An 18,496-nucleotide genomic window follows, 5' to 3' on the forward strand; every position below is an offset into this window, starting at 1 on the left:
AAAAATTCGCTATTTTTGTAGAAATAACTCTCTTAATCTATTAAAATTATGCCGTATGATGTCAAATGATAAAAAGGAGTAATCAATGATGTGGAAAAAAATAATTCCTGCACTTGCTATTTTTAGTATGGTCACATGCTCAACTGCCTTTGCTGCACCTCTCTCTCAAACACCTTCAGAACAAAATCGCTACATAGATGTGCAACTGCTTGGTATCAATGATTTTCATGGTCAATTAGATACGGTAAAAAAAATAAATAACAAGGAAGCAGGTGGCGCTGAATACTTAGCTACCTATTTACGTGACCGTGAAAAACAAAACCCAAATACATTAATGGTACATGCTGGTGATATTGTTGGAGCAAGCCCGCCTCTTTCCGCTTTATTACAGGATGAGCCAACGATTGAATTTTTAAATGATTTAGGTTTTGATGTTGGAACAGTTGGGAATCATGAATTTGATGAAGGGGTCAACGAAATGCACCGCCTTATTTATGGCGGTTATCATGAGAAGACTGGAAACTTTAAAGGAGCGAAATTTCCATATATCGCTGCCAACTTCTACAACAAATCTACTGGTCGTTTATTTCTCCCACCATTTACTGTAAAAATGGTGCAAGGAGTACCCGTTGGCTTCATAGGTGTGGTCACAACAGATACCCCTAATATTGTCATACCTACCATGCTCAAAAATGTTCAAATTACAGATGAAGTTGAAGCGGTTAATAAAGCTGCAAAACAACTAAAAAGACTAGGGGTCAAATCCATCGTTGTTCTCGCTCATGTTGGAGGTACAACGAATCATGATGATGTAACAAACGGAGATCTTGTTCGCTTAGCAATGGAAACTGATCCAGAAATCGATGTTATTTTCGGTGGGCATAGTCACACTTATGTAAATGGAACAGTTAACAATAAACTGCTTGTACAAGCTCATTCATACGGCACAGCTTTTGCTGATGTAGATATACAAATTGATCGAAAAACAAAAGACATTGTTTCCAAAAAAGCAGAGATTGTAACCACCTATCATGAAGGGATAGAACCTGATAAGCAAGTGAAACGAAAGCTTGATCAATATAAAGAAAAGATTGCGCCTCTTGTCAATGAAGTTGTCGGAAGAACGAACGCCCCATTAGATCGGAAACAAAATGCTGCTGGAGAATCTACTCTTGGAAATTTCATTGCTGACGCTCAGCGTGCAACTATGCAAGCTGATATTGCCCTAATGAATCCAGGTGGTATTCGTAACGACTTAGACGCAGGCGATATTACATGGGGTGAATTATACGGAGTTCAACCGTTCGGAAACCAATTAATCAAAGTACATTTAACAGGGCAAGATATCCGTGACCTGTTAAATCAACAATGGCAAAAAGAAATCACAAGGATGCTACAAATCTCTGGTATTCAATATAGTTGGGATGCTAATAAGCCAAATGGTGAAAAAGTAACAACGATTCGTTTAGCAAACGGAGAGGACCTCGACCCTTCCAAAACATACAGTGTTGTTGCCAACGCTTTTTTAGCTTCAGGTGGAGATGGATTTATTAGCTTTAAAAATGGACAAAATGCTGAAACGGGCCCAACTGATTTTGAAGCGTTAGTTGATTACGTCAAACAAATGAAAGAACCAATCCAACCAACGATTGACGGAAGAATACAACGGATGAACTAACTTCCCAAACCCTCTATTCTATTAAAAATAGGGGGTTTTTTATTGATTGTGTATTCTTTCGTTAAAGATGAAAGTCTCACTACGTACAAATGTTTTCGATTTCTCCGCATTGTAATATCATTACCAAGAAAAGGTCTCTTTTAAGGAAATAACAGAATAGTTGCCACTCAAAAAGTAAATAGCTATCTTGTTCGCCGTTCAATCATCATATACCTCATATTTTTTTAGAAATTCTTGTAACGCCTCTTCTACTGCTTGAGATTTATGCATCCCTTTCGTGCTACATAGATCATCTAATTGCTCTAGCACTTCCGTACATATAGAAAACGTGCGTTTCTTTTTTTTCTTGCAACCTTTTTTCTTTAGAAGAAAGCGTTCCTCTCTTCTTTGTAATAATTCATATATGCTCTGCAATTGCTCATAAATTAATACTTGATAATCCGTCTTGACGTACTGCAATGCCATGGCCTCTTGGAGGTATAAATGTCGAGGTTCTTCTCCCTCTCCAGTAAATATTCGTTTCTTCTGCTCACTGTCATATTCATATCCGAGCATTCTTAATTTTTTTGACAATGTATAGGGGCTCATTTCGAGGCGTTTTGCAAGAATTGCAATCGGTTCCCGTTTATTTAAGCGATCTATAATTTCTCCAATTGTCACTTTTTTCTCCCCCCTCTAGAGCTCACATACTTGAAATACAGATAGTAAGTTATGATACAATGATTTTCTAACAGTATATGCACATTTTCCAGCTTGTGCGATACATATACGCTTGAAGAAAGAGAGGTTTTTCACATGCTTTTTCGTAGCCACACTCCATCGTTTTATACTGAAAATAAACAGCTCATCCCTGGTAGTATCGCTACGATTGAAAGCGTAATGATTAACAACCGAAAACAATCTTTACTTATACGCGGACGAGCCGTAACAAACCCTATCTTATTATGGTGCCACGGTGGGCCTGGTATGGCGCAAATCGGATTTATTCGCCATTTTCAAAAAGAGTTAGAAAAGAGTTTTATCGTTGTCAATTGGGATCAGCGCGGGGCAGGAAAGTCTTTTTCATGGCGAGATATTCAAACTCCCTTCACCATTGAACAGTTCGTTTCAGATACACTAGAAGTCATTCGGTATCTTCTATCTCGCTTTAACCGAAAAAACTTATTTTTAGCTGGACATTCATGGGGCAGCATTATTGGATTAAACGTCGCACATGCATATCCAGAATATATCAAAGCTTATATTGGTATTGGACAAATTGTACACATGAAACAAAACGAAGAACTTTTATTTCAACACTTAATTCATTCCGCCCAAAAACATGGACATACACGCGCATTGACCTCGCTTGCAAAATTAGGGAATCCACCTTTCTTAGATATGAAACGGCTTATGATTCAAAGAAGGTGGCTTGGCACATTTGGAGGCGCCATTCAAAACGGTTCTTCGTTTTCCTTTATTCGAAAAGGCTTCTTTTCATCAGAATATACTTGGCTTGATTGGTTGAAATTTCTCGCCGGTCATGTAAAGTCAGGAACATTATGGGAAGAGATGCTAACCATTGATTTTTTCTCAACTATTGTAGAATTGTCGGTCCCAGTTTATTTTTGTTCCGGTCGTTTCGATTATCAAACTCCTTATACACTTGTACAACAATATTGTGATAGGATTCGAGCACCAATCAAGAAAATGATTTGGTTTCCAAATTCCGCACATTCTCCGAATTTGGAAGAGCCAGAACGATTTGCTCACGCTTTACATTCCATTAAACAAGAATTGTCCATTTCATATTAATCATTTTTGTACCCTTTTACATTTTTGTGAAAACATTTTATAATGGTATGTCGCAACTTTAAATGCTTCGAACGCATTCTTTACGGTAAAAAATGGTATAAACAGAATAAAGTTTAGGAGATTATATTGATTATGAATGCTGTACTTATCGCAGTAGCCGTCATGCTATTGCTTAGTTTATTACGTGTCCAAGTCATTGTCGCCATTATTGTTGGTGCTTTAACAGGTGGGCTAATCGGTGGCCTTAGTATTTCAGAAACAATTAACGTATTTACTACTGGTCTTGGAAACAGTGCACCAATTGCTTTAAGCTATGCAATGCTCGGTGGATTTGCTATTTCCCTTTCGAAGACTGGACTACCTGATGCCATGATTCACGCGGCACTAAACATAATTGGAAATGATAAAGACACAAAAAAACAAATGTATTCCAAAATACTCATTTTATTTATTATTCTTGCAATGGCCTGTTTTTCACAAAATGTGATTCCGGTTCATATCGCTTTCATCCCAATTTTAATTCCAGCACTTTTAAAAGTGTTAAATGAGCTGAAAATAGATCGCAGATTGGTGACATGTCTCATTACTTTTGGGTTAATTACACCTTATATGTGGATACCAGCCGGATTTGGAAAAATTTATCATGATGTATTACAAACAAATGCTCAGCAAAGTGGACTTACATTTGATGTATCTCTTATCCCTAAGGCGATGACTATCCCAGCAATGGGTATGATAACCGGATTATGCATAGCTATATTCATTACTTATCGCAAACCACGTACGTATGAAACGAAAACGATTCAAGGTACAGCGAATGAAGATAGTTCTTATACAAAAAGAAGCATTATATTTGGATTATTATCTATTCTGGCAACGTTAACTGTTCAATTAACAACAGAGTCGATGATTTTTGGTGCCTTAGCGGGAATTATCGTATTATCCATTAGTGGAAGTCTGCCTCTTAAAGAGGCAGATGCTATTTTAACAAGCGGCATGAGGATGATGTCTTTCATTGGGTTTGTTATGATTTCTGCTGCTGGTTTCGGCGCTGTCTTAAGAAAGACAGGACATGTTGAATCACTTGTACAAGCGAGCGCTCATTTAATCGGAAATAGCAAACCGCTTGCAGCGTTTCTCATGCTTATTATTGGATTACTCGTCACAATGGGAATTGGATCCTCTTTTTCTACCATTCCCATTTTAACAACAATTTTCGTTCCGCTTTGTATCCAACTTGGATTTAGCCCAATGGCCACAATTGCTATTATTGGTACAGCGGGGGCATTAGGTGATGCAGGCTCTCCAGCATCCGATAGTACACTCGGACCTACTTCAGGATTAAATGCAGATGGGCAGCACCACCATATATGGGATACATGTGTGCCAACTTTTCTGCACTACAATATTCCATTACTTCTATTCGGATTTATTGCCGCAATTACACTATAAAAAGGTGCGCTGTTCAAGCGCACCTTTTTCACTTCGTTGATTCTCTTTCTATAAATACAAACTCTGTTTCCACAACTTCATGTTTCACTTGTTTCTTCTTTATTTTTCCAACTAATTGTTGCAAGGTATGCACTACTTTTTTTTCATAACAGTTTTCTATCGTTGATAATGATGGGGTTACCCATTCTCCTTGCATACTCCCTTGAAATCCAATAACTTGTAATTCATTCGGTATATGAATGCCAAGAGAATTTGCTGCACGAATAATAGAAATGGCATCCTTATCACTTGAAGCGACAATACCGTCTACGTATGGATACTTTTGTAATACTTCTCGATATCGCTTTTCCGTATCCTCTTCTAAAGATTCCACTCGATATGGTATTTTCTCTTCCCAAACTGCATCTAAAAAGCCAGATATATGCTCCTCCATCTCTTCACGATGATCCTTTTCTCCAATATACGCTAGAAAATGGCATCCTTTTTCTTTAAGCATAGTAACGGCCTTTTTGGCACTTTGATAATATTTGGAAAGCGGCATTTTCATATCTATTACAGAAAATGGAACTGAAACTTCTCCTACTTCCTGAAAGACTTCCTCCGTCATAAGAATTCCAGCTATATGATTTCGAGATAATATATCTATATAATTTCTTTTATTTTCCACACTGCAAACAATAACTTGATACCCCTCTTGATATGCTGATTCTTCTATAAAACGAAGTAAAGTTATGTATGATGGATTTCGTAAATTCGGCACAAGTATAGCAATAATTGTTGAAGATTTTGTAAATAAAGCTTTCGCTACTGCATTAGGCCTATAGTTTAATTCTTCAATTGCTTGTTTCACTTGTTTCACTGTATCTTCATGAACATATCCTTTTTCATTCATGACTCGTGAAACGGTTGCGACTGAAACACCAGCTACTTTTGCAACATCACGTATTGTTGCCACATCGTCACCCCTTAATATGGTAATAGTTTACAACTAAAAAGTAATCTAAAAAATACATACCGTCAAGTTTGTTGTTTTATATTTCTGAAAATTGTTACATGAACGACCGTTTACAATCTATATTCGAGTTGAATTTCATGCAAAATACGAATATCATCATAGCCAAAAAACGGTATTTCTTTTTTTATTTTCCTTGCCTTCTCCACGGCATCCACGTACAAATTTGTCATGATAAAACCGCGTTTCTGATAAAATCGAAGTGCATTTGTATTATCATTTGTCGTAATTAGCCATACTTTGTTACACATGTTCTCTCGAGCTAATGTAATCACGCTTTCTACAAGTCTCGTGCCAATCCCTTTCCTTTCAGTAAAACTATCTAATGATACAATTTCACACATACTTTCTTTTAATTCAAACGTTATAATTCCTACTATTCTGTCATTTTCAATTGCAACGAATCCTGGTAATTCATCTAATTGATGGGCTCTTTCTTTGGAAACCATCATTGTGCTGCCCCAATTTTCACACATAATATTGCGAATCGTACCTCTCATCTCATCTGTAATTTTTTGTATTTGAACCATTCCCTGCTCCCACCTTTTTAAACTACTATGATACAATATAAGTGTATCATATGTAAAAGTTCTTTGGAGGATGAGGTAAGGTATGAAACGTATTTTTACAACAGTACTAACGATACTAGGTGCATTAATTGGTATGGGTATTTTTTTTACGAATAAAATCATGTATTTAAAGAAAAAAACAGACGAAGAAATTTTAGAACGCGAAACAAAAAAACACTTTCACTTAAGTGATTTTCAAGCCTTACCGAAAGAAGAAATTTGGATTCCTTCACAATTTGGATACGACATTCATGGATATTATATTCCTGCCGGTCATTCCAATCAATTTATGATTTTTTGTCACGGTGTAACAGTGAATAAAATAAATTCTATCAAATATGCAAATTTATTTTTAAAAAGAGGATATAACGTATTCATTTACGATCACCGCCGACACGGTCAATCCGGTGGTAAGACAACAAGTTATGGGTATTACGAAAAGTATGATTTAAAAGCTGTAGTGGATTGGCTGAAAACCCGCTTTGGTACAGATATTCTACTCGGTATTCATGGGGAATCAATGGGCGCTGCTACCCTTCTACAATATGCAGGAATGATCGAAGATGGTGCTGATTTTTATATCGCAGATTGTCCATTTTCTGATTTTCACGAGCAACTTCAGCATCGATTGAAAGTTGAATTCCATTTACCAAAATGGCCGTTGTTACCTTTAGCAAATGCATTTTTAAAAGTTCGTGATGGCTATACGATTCGTGAAGTTTCACCAATTGATTGCATAAAAAATATAAATAATCCCGTCCTCTTTATTCATAGTAAAGAGGACGACTATATTTTATGCGACATGACAAAAGCGCTATACGACGCCAAGAATGATAATAAACAGCTCTATATTGCAGAGCATGGTGCACATGCTTGCTCTTATAATGAAAATAAACAAGAATATGAATATGCCATCGATCAATTTTTAGAAACTTATGTAAAAGAAACAAAAAACAGGCTCGCTTAAGCCTGTTTTTCTATTACTGTGCTAAAACATCTGTAATCTGTTCCATATTTTCAGAAATCCACTTCATTGCCTCATCAAGTGTTGCAAATTCAGTTGTTTGAAACGTTACCTCATCTTGTAATAACCATACATCTTTCGCCTCTTGCCCCACACCTGCAATTGACCAATGAAGTAAACTATATGGATGATTATCATTTAAAAAAGACGCCCATGTGCGCTCATTTGCAACATTTTGTAGTGTACGTAATTGTTTATTCATACTTAGTCACCTTACTATAGTCAGTTATAAACGATATTATAACACTCTCGTCCCCTTCAGACAAAGTAAGTTTTGTATTGTCAAGTTCCTCTTGCAATTATATGATGAACTTAAGCGTTTGGAAGGAGGGAATTTGGTTGGCAAAAGTACAAATTAAAGTAAATGACAACGGCTCATTTCGCATTACAGGGGATGTGGAATTAGTCGATTCGCAAGGGAATGCTTTCCCAGCGAAACCTGCATTTTCTTTATGTCGCTGCGGTTTATCAAAAAATATGCCTTATTGCGATGCAGCACATAAGGGCAAATTTGAATCCGTTGTTCGTGCTCCAGAAACAAAATAATTTTGAAAAAGCATGCACCAATCGAGGTGCATGCTTTTTCTCACTTTAGCAAACAATTATGATTTACCCAATTCCCTTCTCCCCCAACAGTTTTCCCTTTTTTATTGTCACGCAATTCTCCATATTCGAGTATTTTTTCTATCCTTTTTTATTTTTTGTGCTATAATGTGAGCAAACAGCATCCTTCGGGGTCGGGTGAAATTCCCAACCGGCGGTGATGAAGTGCACGCTTCTAAGTCCGTGACCCGTTTTCAAAATTGAAAACGGTGGATCTAGTGAAACTCTAGAGCCGACAGTATAGTCTGGATGGGAGAAGGATATGTTTTCTAGTGCTTATATAGCGAATACACTTTTATTTTAGCATGCACATGTTTCATAATCGTATATGCTTTATTTCATATACCTATTTTTCTATGCTGAAATAAAATATGTACACTAGCATGTAAAAAAATATATTTTTGCTAGGCTTCTTTTCTATGCAAAAATATAAAACATAGCTAGGTTTCTTTCTTGTACTTTCGTATTCGTACTATATTTCTAGAAATCACGTCTCCCAAACCCCAAGGATGATATCCTTGGGGTTTTTTGATTTTTCTTAGGAGAGGTGAAAGAAATGACAGACCAAGAATATATGAAAATTGCTTTACAGCTGGCGCAAAGTACAGCGGGGCAAACGAGCCCAAATCCAATGGTCGGTGCTGTTGTTGTGAAAAATGGGAAAATCGTCGGAATGGGGGCTCATCTTCGCGCAGGTGAAGAACATGCAGAAGTTCATGCACTGCGCATGGCCGGTGCTCATGCAAAAGGGGCAACTGTATATGTCACACTTGAACCATGCAGCCACTTTGGAAAAACTCCGCCATGCTGTAACTTGCTTATTCAAAAGAAAGTCAAACGCGTTGTAATCGCTACGCTTGATTCTAATCCTCTTGTTGCTGGCAATGGCAAAAAGAAATTAGAAGAAGCTGGTATTTATGTGACAACTGGTATTTTAGAGGAAGAGGCGCGTTCCTTAAATCGATACTTTTTTCACTATATGAAAACAAAGCGTCCTTTTGTCACATTAAAAACAGCAATGAGCTTAGATGGAAAAATTGCAACTACTACCGGGGAAAGCAAATGGATTACAGGAGACGCAGCCCGCGATGATGTTCATCACTATCGACACACACACGACGCGATTCTTGTCGGAGTCAATACAATCATTGCTGATAATCCATCGTTAACTACCCGCCTTCCAAATGGGGGTAAAAATCCAATTCGGATTATTTTAGATACACATTTACGAACACCGCTCCTCTCTCATGTGGTAACAGATCGAGTAGCTCCAACATGGATTATCGTTGGAAAGAACGTTCAAAAAGACCAAATATTGCAATATGAGTCTGAACATGTATCTGTATTCCAAATGAACAGAGGTCGCATTGAAATTCAAGATCTTCTCTCTTTGCTTGGTGAAAAGCAAATTCTTTCACTCTTTGTAGAGGGAGGACAGTCTATCCATGCAAGTTTTTTAGAGGCAAATGGTTTCAATGAAATTGTAACCTATATAAGCCCAAAATTAATTGGTGGAAAAGATGCTCCTACTTGGTTTGGCGGTACTGGTTTTATACAGCTACAAGACGCACTTTCTCTGCAATTTCAAGAGATAACACAGATTGGTAATGATATAAAAGTTATTGCTAGAAAGCGAAATGAGGTGCCTTCATGTTCACAGGAATCGTAGAAGAATTAGGAACCGTTTCCACTATGAAACAAAGCGGGGACGCAATGAAACTAACAATTCAAGCACGTTTCATTTTATCGGATATCAAAATAGGAGATAGCATTGCCGTTAACGGTATCTGCTTAACTGCTACATCATTTACCGAATCTCATTTCACGGTTGATGTGATGCCTGAAACAATGAAATCAACATCACTTCGCATGCTAAAGCAACATTCTCAAGTGAATTTAGAACGTGCTATGGCAGCTAACGGACGTTTCGGTGGACATTTTGTTACAGGTCATATTGATGGAACTGGCACCATTGTAAGTAAAAAGCAACATTATAATGCCATATATTACAAAATCAAAATGCCCAACCATTTACTTCGTTATTGTTTACAAAAAGGTTCCATTGCAATTGACGGTACGAGTTTAACAATCTTTGATGTGGATGACAATTCCATTACAATTTCGCTTATTCCCCATACAGTAAGCGAATCTATTATTGGCACAAAAGAAGCTGGGGATATCGTCAATATTGAGTGTGACATGATTGGAAAATATATCGAACAGTTTATGTCACAACCAACAAAGCGGAGCAATTCAGTTACAGAAAGCTTTTTACACGAAAACGGATTTCTATAAGGGGGAAGCACGATGTTTCATCGTATTGAAGAAGCACTAGAAGATTTAAAACAAGGAAAAGTCATTATTGTATGTGATGACAAAAACCGTGAAAACGAAGGTGATTTTCTCGCCTTAGCCGAGTATATTACACCGGAAACAATCAATTTTATGATTACACATGGCCGCGGTCTTGTATGCGTACCACTTCCAGAACACTATGCGAAACGTCTGCAACTAGAACCTATGGTATCTCAAAATACTGATTCTCATCATACTGCATTTACAGTTAGTATTGACCATATTTCTACAACAACAGGAATTAGTGCCCATGAACGTGCTACAACTGTGCGTGAATTATTAAATCCATCTTCTAAGGGTAGCGATTTTAATCGCCCTGGGCATATCTTTCCGCTAATTGCAAAAGATGGAGGCGTACTTCGTCGCGCTGGTCATACGGAAGCAGCAGTGGATCTTGCAAAACTATGCGGTACAGAACCAGTAGGAGTTATTTGTGAAATTATAAAGGAAGATGGCACGATGGCTCGCGTCCCTGATTTAATACAAGTTGCTAAGCAATTTGATATCAAGATGATTACAATCGAAGATTTAATTGCATATCGTCGCCATCACGAAACATTTGTGACAAAAGAAGTTGAAATTACATTACCAACTGAATTTGGTACATTCCATGCAATTGGTTACACGAATTCTCTAGATCAAAAAGAACATATCGCTCTTATAAAAGGTGATGTTTCAACAGATGAGCCTGTTCTTGTCCGCGTTCATTCTGAATGCTTAACTGGGGACGTTTTCGGCTCTTGCCGCTGTGATTGTGGACCACAACTCCATGCTGCCCTTACGCAAATTGAGCGTGAAGGTAGAGGCGTGCTTCTTTATATGAGACAAGAAGGGCGCGGCATTGGACTTCTCAATAAATTGCGCGCTTATAAATTACAAGAAGAAGGGCTAGATACAGTAGAAGCAAATGAAAAGTTAGGATTTCCAGCAGACCTTCGCGATTATGGTATTGGTGCACAAATATTAAAAGACTTAGGATTACAAAAGCTGCGCTTATTAACAAATAATCCAAGAAAAATTGCTGGCTTACAAGGGTACGAACTAGAAATTGTTGAGCGCGTACCATTGCAAATGCCAACAAAACAAGAAAATAAAACATATTTACAGACAAAAGTAACAAAATTAGGTCATTTATTAAACTTATAATCTATTTAAAGGAGAGATCATGATGGTATTCGAAGGTCATTTAGTAGGTACAGGATTAAAAATTGGAGTAGTAGTAGGACGTTTTAATGAATTTATTACAAGCAAACTTTTAGGGGGCGCATTAGACGGCTTAAAACGACATGGTGTAGAAGAAACTCATATTGATGTCGCATGGGTTCCAGGTGCATTTGAAATTCCACTCATCGCTAAAAAGATGGCAAATAGCGGTAAGTATGATGCAGTGATTACACTCGGCACTGTTATTCGCGGGGCTACATCACACTATGACTACGTTTGTAATGAAGTTGCTAAAGGCGTTGCATCTTTGTCACTACAAACAGAAATTCCCGTTATTTTTGGTGTATTAACTACTGAAACAATTGAACAAGCAATTGAACGCGCAGGGACAAAAGCTGGAAATAAAGGCTATGAATCTGCAGTTTCCGCAATTGAAATGGCTCATTTATCAAAACAATGGGCATAAAAAAGAGGCGTTTGCCTCTTTTTTATGTTTCTCAAAATGAAGTCGAATTCCTTATTTTCTTACTTTCTTTCGTATATCTCGAATTAACTCTTCCATTGTTTTCCCTTCTGTCTTAATTCGTAAATTTTGTGCTGTTTTCCAAACATTTTCTCTCTTTTTTTCTTCCTCTACAATATGTAATTCTTTTCTTACCTCTTTTAAATCTTTTCCCTCAGTTTTAATCCCATAATGTTCTGCCTTTGTTCGAAAATGTTGTTCAATTCTTTGTTGCATTTCCTTCTGTTCAGGAGTTTGCACTGCTTTTACAGGATCTGAACTAATCGCTTTTACTAAAATAAGTGTCGTCATAATAGCCAATATATACTTGTGCATGTAAAATCCTCCAACCCAATGTAAATTCCATTTTTACTATGCACCATTTTAGATTGGAAAATTCGGCCAAACTTTTGTATTTCCAGGAGCAAATGGCTTCCAGACAACCCTATTTCCACTTTATTACATTTTAATTACAAAAACCAAGCTTGCTCTAAAAGCTTGGTTTTTCTTACTTATAACGTACATTCCTCAATTTCAAATCCTAGGTCCTGAATCATCTCCCAGTCTGCTGTTGGCTCTTGACCTACTGTTGTTAAATAATCTCCAACGAAAATCGAATTGGCTGCAAATAATCCTAACGGCTGTACAGATCTTAGATTTAGTTCACGGCCTCCAGAAATTCGAATTTCTTTGGAAGGATTTACAAAACGCATCATCGCTAATATTTTTAAACATTCCACTGGCGTTAATTCTTTTCGCTCTTCAAACGGAGTGCCTTTTACAGAGACGAGAAAATTACATGGAATAGAGTCTGCATCTAGCCGTTGTAACTCAAAAGCAATTTCCACGCGCTCCTCTTTCGTTTCTCCCATTCCAAAGATTGCACCAGAACAAGGAGAAATGCCCGCTTGCTTCGCTTTTTCTACCGTATCTACTCGGTCATCATACGTATGTGTAGAGCAAATATTATCATAATGATTCGCATGTGTATTCAAGTTATGATTATAACGGTGAACCCCGGCCTCGGCTAATCGTTTTGCTTGATCCTCATTTAAAAAGCCTAAGCAACAACATATCTTTAAATCCGTTGTTTCTTTAATTTCTTTCACCGCACCAATGACATGATTTACCTCTTTGTCTGTTGGACGGCGACCAGATGCAACAATACAATATGTCCCAGCTTTTCGGCGAACTGCTTCGTGTGCTCCTTCAACAATTTTTTCTTGTGTCAACCAAGCATACTTATCAATCGATGCTTCAGAAACGATTGATTGAGAACAGTAACCACAATCTTCTGGACATAATCCCGATTTCGTATTAATAATCATATTTAATTTCACTTTTTTACCAAAATAATGATGACGAATCATATATGCAGCATTCATAATCTCTAATACTTCTGTATCATCTGCTTCTAAAATCGCTAACGCATCCTCTTTCGTTATCCTTTTTCCTTCTATCCCTTCAAACGCAATTTTCTTCCAATCTACTTTTGTTTGTATTTGTTTCATTTCTCCTCTTCCCCTCTTTTTCTATGTGCGCAAATAAAGCATGGTACGTTGCTATAATCTCCCCTTCTTTCGTAAAGTCTCTCTCATATATGCGAAGCATCGCTCGAAAGAGAGAAGGACTTTGACAATACGTATCTTCATTACTATTTGTTGCACCAACTTTGCGAATCGACTTAAAAAAGTCTCTAATATGAGTAAATTTCTCTATGTAACATGTTTCAGATACATGAACATTCCCTTTTTTTATGGAACATATATTTTGCAACTGCGCTTTTGTAAAAAGGCGCTGTCCAATTGATACATGACTTTTTATATTTTTTTCTTCTTTCGCTCGTTCAAAAGCACGATGGAGTTCTTGGAACGTTCGATTTCCAAATGTTGAAAATAACAAGATGCCTTCTCCAGCTAAATGCTTATATAACTTTACAAGGGACACCTCCAAATCATTTAACCATTGAAATGTTGCATTGGAGATGATGACATCATAGAAGTCGTCTAATATAAGCTTTTCAATATCTTCACATCGAAAGGTAACTTCATCAACATGGCGTCTTTGTTTCGCAACAGCAATCATACTCTCCGCGAAGTCAATAGCTGTAATCTGTGCATTCGGAAATAAATGCACAAGCTTCTCCGTGATATATCCCGTTCCGCAGCCAAGTTCTAAAATTCGAATCGCCGCTGCTTTGCTATATCGTTTTTCCAACTGCGAAAGTAAATGACGAGCCATTTTCTTTTGTACATTGGCATATTGATCATAGGATACAGCCGCTCTATTAAATCGTTTTTGCAACAATGTTTTATTGATCATTTTGTATCCCCTCTATGAATTTATTAATTTCATTTGCGCAATATTCAAAATTCGTTATGCAAATGGCATGCCCCGCTTGATGAATCACTTTAAGTGTTGCATTTGTCTTTTCTTTTATGTAATGAGCAGCAGGCAAAGGACAAATGGAATCTTGTTCTCCATGTAAAAGTAACATTGGTACATTTACATCTTTTAAGCGTTCCCTCATGTCCGCTCTCATTAAATAATCGAGCCCTGTTTGTAAAGACTCTGTCGAATCACCTTGAAATTCTTTTATCATATTTTCAAATGATTCTTTTACAGCACTCTCTTCTTCGGCAAACATACTTATATAAAAACGGCTCAATGTCTCATTCTTTCGTTTTTTTATATTCCTTTTCATTCTCTCAACAAAAGAAGGTTTCCAGCCATGTTTATACCTTTCATCTACTGTAAACTTTGCTGTACTACTTATTAAAATCATTCCCTTTGTTTTCACATTGTTACATACTTCAAGGGCAACTAACGCGCCAAGCGACCACCCGATTAAAATGACATCGTATCCTTCAGCAGCTTTTTCTACCCGCTTTGCAAATTCATTGATTTCTTTTACATCATGCCACTCAATATACTCGGCAAAACTTTCCTGCAAAAGTGAAAGGATTGGGCTCCATACTTGTTTTTCCATTCCCCATCCAGGGATAAAGATTAGCTTAAGTTGTTTCATTCCACAAACCCCTCTTCTTTTCCAATGTTCACAATTTGCCGAATCGCCCACTCTAAATCAGACTTTGTATGCTCAGATGTCACTGTAAATCGAATGCGCGAGCTATTATGCGGAACAGTTGGTGGCCGAATTGCAATCGCTACAATTCCAGCTTCTTGCACTTTTCTACTAAAGCGTATCGCCGCTTCATTCGACGTTACAATAACCGGAACAATATGTGTTGAACTATTGCCAATGTTATATCCAGCTTCTTTTAACACATTACGAAAATACGCACCGTTTTCTAAAAGTCTTTTTCGTCTTGCCTCGTCTTCTTTCACAATAGCAATTGCACACTGTATAGCGGCAAGTACCCCTGGTGGCAATGCCGTTGTAAAAATAAAACTTCTCATCTTGTTTCTCATATAATCAATGCAAACTTCATTTCCTGCTAAATAAGCCCCATAACAACCTAACGCTTTACTAAATGTACCCATATGAATATCAATTTTTTTAGAAAGCTCTGGCTCCACATGCGCAATTCCAGCACCGCGTTCCCCGTATATGCCACTGGCATGTGCTTCATCAATCATAAGAAGTGCTCCATATTTCTCTTTCAATGCAATCAATTCTTTTAAATGAGCAACATCTCCCTCCATACTAAACACCGTATCTGTTACAATTAACTTTCTCTTTTCAGAAGGTGTTGTTTGTAGTAGCTGCTCCAAGTGATGTAAATCATTATGACGATATCGTTTCTGCTTTGCACCGCTCAGTTTCACTCCGTCAACAATACTAGCATGATTTAATTTATCACTGAAAATGACATCATGGCGTCCCATTAGAGAAGAAATGGCTCCAACATTCGCTGTATATCCACTGTTCACAATCATCGCTTTCTCTGTATGCTTCCAATCGCAAATACTCTTTTCTACCTCTTCATAAAGGGAATAGTTTCCTACCACAAGCCGTGATGCCGTCGCTCCTACTCCATATGTCCTTATCGCTTCAATAGCCGCTTCTTTTAACCGACTATCCCCCGCTAAACCGAGATAATTATTCGATGCCAAATTCAGCATACGCGCTCCGTTCCGAATCAGCCACGGTTCTTCAGCTTGATTCGTTACCACTACTTCACGGTATTGTGACTTTTCTTTTAGACGATTTAAACTAGCGTGAAAGTGTAAATTCCATGCTTGTTCCATTTTTCATATACTCCTCTAAATATGAAATCTGAATACTCTCTTCTGCTGCTTTTATTAGTTCATCGCGCGTATATTCTTCCCGAAGCTTTGGAAATAAACCGAAAACTGGCACATCACTTAACTCTTCAATCATTTTTTTATTTTCTTGTACACGTTCTTTCTCATCTTCTTTACAGCCCGATAAAATAACACCTGCAACTTGCAAACCTTTTGCTTTCGCATATGAGATTGTTAAAACAGTATGATTGACAGTACCTAATGTGGGACGCGCAACAATGATAAGCGGTAATTTTAATTGCTTAGCAAAATCAACAACGAGTGCATCTTCTGTATAAGGAACAGCAAGTCCCCCTGCCCCTTCTACTAATAAACTATCAAACTCTGCCATTAGCTCATTATAATAAGAAGTAATATCCGCCAATGTTACCGTTCTTCCTGCACGCTGCATTGCCAATCTTGGAGCAAGCGGTTCTTCAACCGAATACGGACAAATTTTATCCACTGCTGTTTCTACTCCTGATGCCATCTTTAATCTAGCTGCATCACCTTCTGGGTGAGAAGCGCTATGACCACTTTGCAATGGTTTATATACTCCTATATGATGTCCAAGATTTCTAAGTACCCCCGCTATTGCACCTGTAACAACTGTTTTTCCTACTTCGGTATCCGTTGCTGTAATAAAAAAGCCACTCATGATTTCCCCTCCGTAATATCTGCAATTGCTTGATATAAAATGCGTAACATTTCATCTAGTTCATCTATTTGAGATGCTAACGGAGGCATGAATACAATTGTGTTACCAAGAGGGCGCAATATCATCCCAAGCTCTCTTGATCGTTTACATACTTCTACTCCTACCCGCTCTGTCCATTCAAACGGCTCTTTTGTTTCCCTATTTGCAACAAGTTCTATCCCAATCATCAAGCCACGTTGGCGAATATCACCAACATGTTTATACTCATAAAGCGCTGCCAATTTATTTGCTACATAATCTGCCTTTTTTACAACGTTTTGTACTACATTTGTTTTTTCATAAAGTTCTAGATTTGCAATCGCTACTGCACAACCTAGTGGATTTCCTGTATAACTATGGCCATGAAAAAAGGTTTTCTGTTCTGCGTAGTCACCTAAAAAAGCATTGTAAACCTCATCTGTTGTTACGGTAATCGCTACCGGTAAATATCCACCAGTTAATCCTTTTCCAGCTGTTAATATATCCGGCGTCACTCCCTCATGCTCGCAGGCGAACATTTTTCCTGTACGGCCAAATCCTGTTGCTACTTCATCTGTAATAAATAAAATATGATACTTTGTACATAAATCACGAAGCCCTTTCAAATACCCTTTTGGCATTGTAATCATACCGCCAGCCCCTTGTATTAAAGGCTCTACAATCAGTGCTGCAATTTCTTCATGTTTCTGTTTCAATAATTCCTCCATTTCTTCCAAATGCTTTTGAACGATTTCCTCCTCGTTATTACCATAAGGAGAACGATATGTAGACGGATAAGGCATTTTGATTGCATGAAATAAAAGAGAGCGATACACTTGGTGAAACAAGTCGATTGCTCCTACAGAAACAGCACCAATCGTATCACCATGATATGCTTCTTTTAATGTAATAAACTTTTGTTTTTTAGGTTTCCCTTTATGTTGCCAATATTGAAACGCCATTTTAATTGCAATCTCAACAGCTGTCGAACCTGAATCTGAATAAAATACCTTTTTTAACCCTTTTGGAACAACTTCAATAACCTTTTCTGCAAGTAAAATAGACGGTACATTTGCAAGCCCTAACATAGTAGAATGAGCGATCTTATTTAATTGCTCACGAATTGCTTCATCCAATTCTGGAACGTGATGTCCATGTACATTAAGCCAAATGGAAGAAACTCCATCCCAGTAAGCGTTACCATGCACATCATACAATTTACGCCCTTCACCTCTTTCAATAATAACTGGATCTTCTGCTATATAATCCTTCATTTGTGTAAATGGGTGCCATACATACGCTTTATTCTTTTCCGCTAATTCTTCATATGTATACGGTATTTTTTCTCGTGTACGACTACTTACTGTCATAATTGTCACCCCTAATGTTAACTTATTTACAAATAAAGTTAACATTAAA

Annotated in this window: 20 protein-coding genes and 1 riboswitch; of the genes, 9 read left to right on the forward strand and 11 right to left on the reverse strand. The window is 37.5% G+C overall.

The features are described from left to right. Nucleotides 1-88: 88 nt before the first annotated feature. Complete coding sequence (locus MR056_RS01470; RefSeq protein WP_048721725.1) at nucleotides 89-1,678, forward strand: bifunctional metallophosphatase/5'-nucleotidase; 1,590 nt, start codon at nucleotides 89-91, stop codon at nucleotides 1,676-1,678. 198 nt (nucleotides 1,679-1,876) lie between these two features. Here MR056_RS01470 and MR056_RS01475 read toward each other — a convergent pair whose 3' ends face one another. Beyond that, entirely contained in the window at nucleotides 1,877-2,338 is a 462-nt protein-coding gene (locus MR056_RS01475; protein WP_012095259.1) for a ribbon-helix-helix domain-containing protein, read from the reverse strand. 135 nt (nucleotides 2,339-2,473) lie between these two features. Between MR056_RS01475 and MR056_RS01480 the strand changes: the two genes are divergently transcribed. Further along, on the forward strand, nucleotides 2,474-3,472 hold the full coding sequence (locus MR056_RS01480) for an alpha/beta fold hydrolase (RefSeq protein ID WP_048721723.1): 999 nt from the start codon (nucleotides 2,474-2,476) through the stop codon (nucleotides 3,470-3,472). A 132-nt stretch (nucleotides 3,473-3,604) separates the two neighbouring features. Further along, nucleotides 3,605-4,924 (forward strand): Na+/H+ antiporter family protein, encoded by a 1,320-nt coding sequence (locus MR056_RS01485; RefSeq protein WP_012095261.1) that lies wholly within the window; start codon nucleotides 3,605-3,607, stop codon nucleotides 4,922-4,924. Nucleotides 4,925-4,952: 28 nt separating this feature from the next. On the opposite strand, the gene MR056_RS01490 is transcribed toward MR056_RS01485, so the two are convergent. Together MR056_RS01490 and MR056_RS01495 are read right to left on the reverse strand one after the other, a co-directional pair. Beyond that, nucleotides 4,953-5,879, reverse strand: coding sequence for a LacI family DNA-binding transcriptional regulator (locus MR056_RS01490; protein WP_012095262.1), 927 nt, complete (start codon nucleotides 5,877-5,879; stop codon nucleotides 4,953-4,955). A 110-nt stretch (nucleotides 5,880-5,989) separates the two neighbouring features. Beyond that, entirely contained in the window at nucleotides 5,990-6,466 is a 477-nt protein-coding gene (locus MR056_RS01495) for a GNAT family N-acetyltransferase (protein WP_012095263.1), read from the reverse strand. Nucleotides 6,467-6,548: 82 nt separating this feature from the next. Between MR056_RS01495 and MR056_RS01500 the strand changes: the two genes are divergently transcribed. Further along, nucleotides 6,549-7,472, forward strand: coding sequence for an alpha/beta hydrolase (locus MR056_RS01500; protein WP_048721719.1), 924 nt, complete (start codon nucleotides 6,549-6,551; stop codon nucleotides 7,470-7,472). Nucleotides 7,473-7,485: 13 nt separating this feature from the next. On the opposite strand, the gene MR056_RS01505 is transcribed toward MR056_RS01500, so the two are convergent. Then, the gene (locus MR056_RS01505) at nucleotides 7,486-7,731 is read right to left on the reverse strand and encodes a DUF2552 family protein (RefSeq protein ID WP_012095265.1); all 246 of its coding nucleotides are present in this window, start codon (nucleotides 7,729-7,731) and stop codon (nucleotides 7,486-7,488) included. A gap of 101 nt (nucleotides 7,732-7,832) precedes the next feature. On the opposite strand from MR056_RS01505, the gene MR056_RS01510 reads away from it, so the two are divergent. From MR056_RS01510 to ribH, 5 genes are all read left to right on the forward strand, one after another. Beyond that, complete coding sequence (locus MR056_RS01510) at nucleotides 7,833-8,075, forward strand: CDGSH iron-sulfur domain-containing protein (RefSeq protein ID WP_012095266.1); 243 nt, start codon at nucleotides 7,833-7,835, stop codon at nucleotides 8,073-8,075. Between the two features lie 177 nt (nucleotides 8,076-8,252). Continuing rightward, nucleotides 8,253-8,397, forward strand: a riboswitch (FMN riboswitch). 291 nt (nucleotides 8,398-8,688) lie between these two features. Further along, entirely contained in the window at nucleotides 8,689-9,801 is a 1,113-nt protein-coding gene (gene ribD, locus MR056_RS01515) for a bifunctional diaminohydroxyphosphoribosylaminopyrimidine deaminase/5-amino-6-(5-phosphoribosylamino)uracil reductase RibD (RefSeq protein ID WP_012095267.1), read from the forward strand. Further along, nucleotides 9,783-10,427 (forward strand): riboflavin synthase, encoded by a 645-nt coding sequence (gene ribE, locus MR056_RS01520; RefSeq protein WP_048721715.1) that lies wholly within the window; start codon nucleotides 9,783-9,785, stop codon nucleotides 10,425-10,427. The genes ribD and ribE overlap by 19 nt, the downstream gene beginning before the upstream one ends. A gap of 12 nt (nucleotides 10,428-10,439) precedes the next feature. Next, nucleotides 10,440-11,633, forward strand: coding sequence for a bifunctional 3,4-dihydroxy-2-butanone-4-phosphate synthase/GTP cyclohydrolase II (locus MR056_RS01525; RefSeq protein ID WP_012095269.1), 1,194 nt, complete (start codon nucleotides 10,440-10,442; stop codon nucleotides 11,631-11,633). Between the two features lie 22 nt (nucleotides 11,634-11,655). After that, nucleotides 11,656-12,117: a 6,7-dimethyl-8-ribityllumazine synthase gene (gene ribH, locus MR056_RS01530; RefSeq protein WP_041809990.1), complete on the forward strand. Its 462-nt coding sequence runs from the start codon at nucleotides 11,656-11,658 to the stop codon at nucleotides 12,115-12,117. Nucleotides 12,118-12,168: 51 nt separating this feature from the next. Here ribH and MR056_RS01535 read toward each other — a convergent pair whose 3' ends face one another. From MR056_RS01535 to bioA, 7 genes are all read right to left on the reverse strand, one after another. Beyond that, nucleotides 12,169-12,489 (reverse strand): hypothetical protein, encoded by a 321-nt coding sequence (locus MR056_RS01535; protein WP_048721711.1) that lies wholly within the window; start codon nucleotides 12,487-12,489, stop codon nucleotides 12,169-12,171. Nucleotides 12,490-12,665: 176 nt separating this feature from the next. Continuing rightward, nucleotides 12,666-13,664, reverse strand: coding sequence for a biotin synthase BioB (bioB, locus tag MR056_RS01540; RefSeq protein ID WP_087099067.1), 999 nt, complete (start codon nucleotides 13,662-13,664; stop codon nucleotides 12,666-12,668). Then, nucleotides 13,618-14,475 carry a malonyl-ACP O-methyltransferase BioC gene (gene bioC / locus MR056_RS01545; protein ID WP_087099069.1) on the reverse strand — a complete coding sequence of 286 codons (858 nt, stop codon included), beginning with the start codon at nucleotides 14,473-14,475 and terminating at the stop codon, nucleotides 13,618-13,620. Before bioC ends, bioB begins: the two co-directional genes overlap by 47 nt. After that, complete coding sequence (locus MR056_RS01550; protein WP_087099072.1) at nucleotides 14,465-15,181, reverse strand: alpha/beta fold hydrolase; 717 nt, start codon at nucleotides 15,179-15,181, stop codon at nucleotides 14,465-14,467. Before MR056_RS01550 ends, bioC begins: the two co-directional genes overlap by 11 nt. After that, nucleotides 15,178-16,365 carry an 8-amino-7-oxononanoate synthase gene (gene bioF, locus MR056_RS01555; protein ID WP_087099074.1) on the reverse strand — a complete coding sequence of 396 codons (1,188 nt, stop codon included), beginning with the start codon at nucleotides 16,363-16,365 and terminating at the stop codon, nucleotides 15,178-15,180. Before bioF ends, MR056_RS01550 begins: the two co-directional genes overlap by 4 nt. Then, nucleotides 16,331-17,059, reverse strand: a complete 729-nt coding sequence (gene bioD, locus MR056_RS01560) for a dethiobiotin synthase (protein WP_087099076.1) — start codon at nucleotides 17,057-17,059, stop codon at nucleotides 16,331-16,333. Before bioD ends, bioF begins: the two co-directional genes overlap by 35 nt. Beyond that, nucleotides 17,056-18,492: an adenosylmethionine--8-amino-7-oxononanoate transaminase gene (bioA, locus tag MR056_RS01565; RefSeq protein WP_012095277.1), complete on the reverse strand. Its 1,437-nt coding sequence runs from the start codon at nucleotides 18,490-18,492 to the stop codon at nucleotides 17,056-17,058. Before bioA ends, bioD begins: the two co-directional genes overlap by 4 nt. Nucleotides 18,493-18,496: the final 4 nt, after the last annotated feature.

It is taken from the genome of Bacillus cereus group sp. BfR-BA-01360 (genome assembly GCF_022663595.1).
Lineage (GTDB): Bacteria > Bacillota > Bacilli > Bacillales > Bacillaceae_G > Bacillus_A > Bacillus_A cytotoxicus.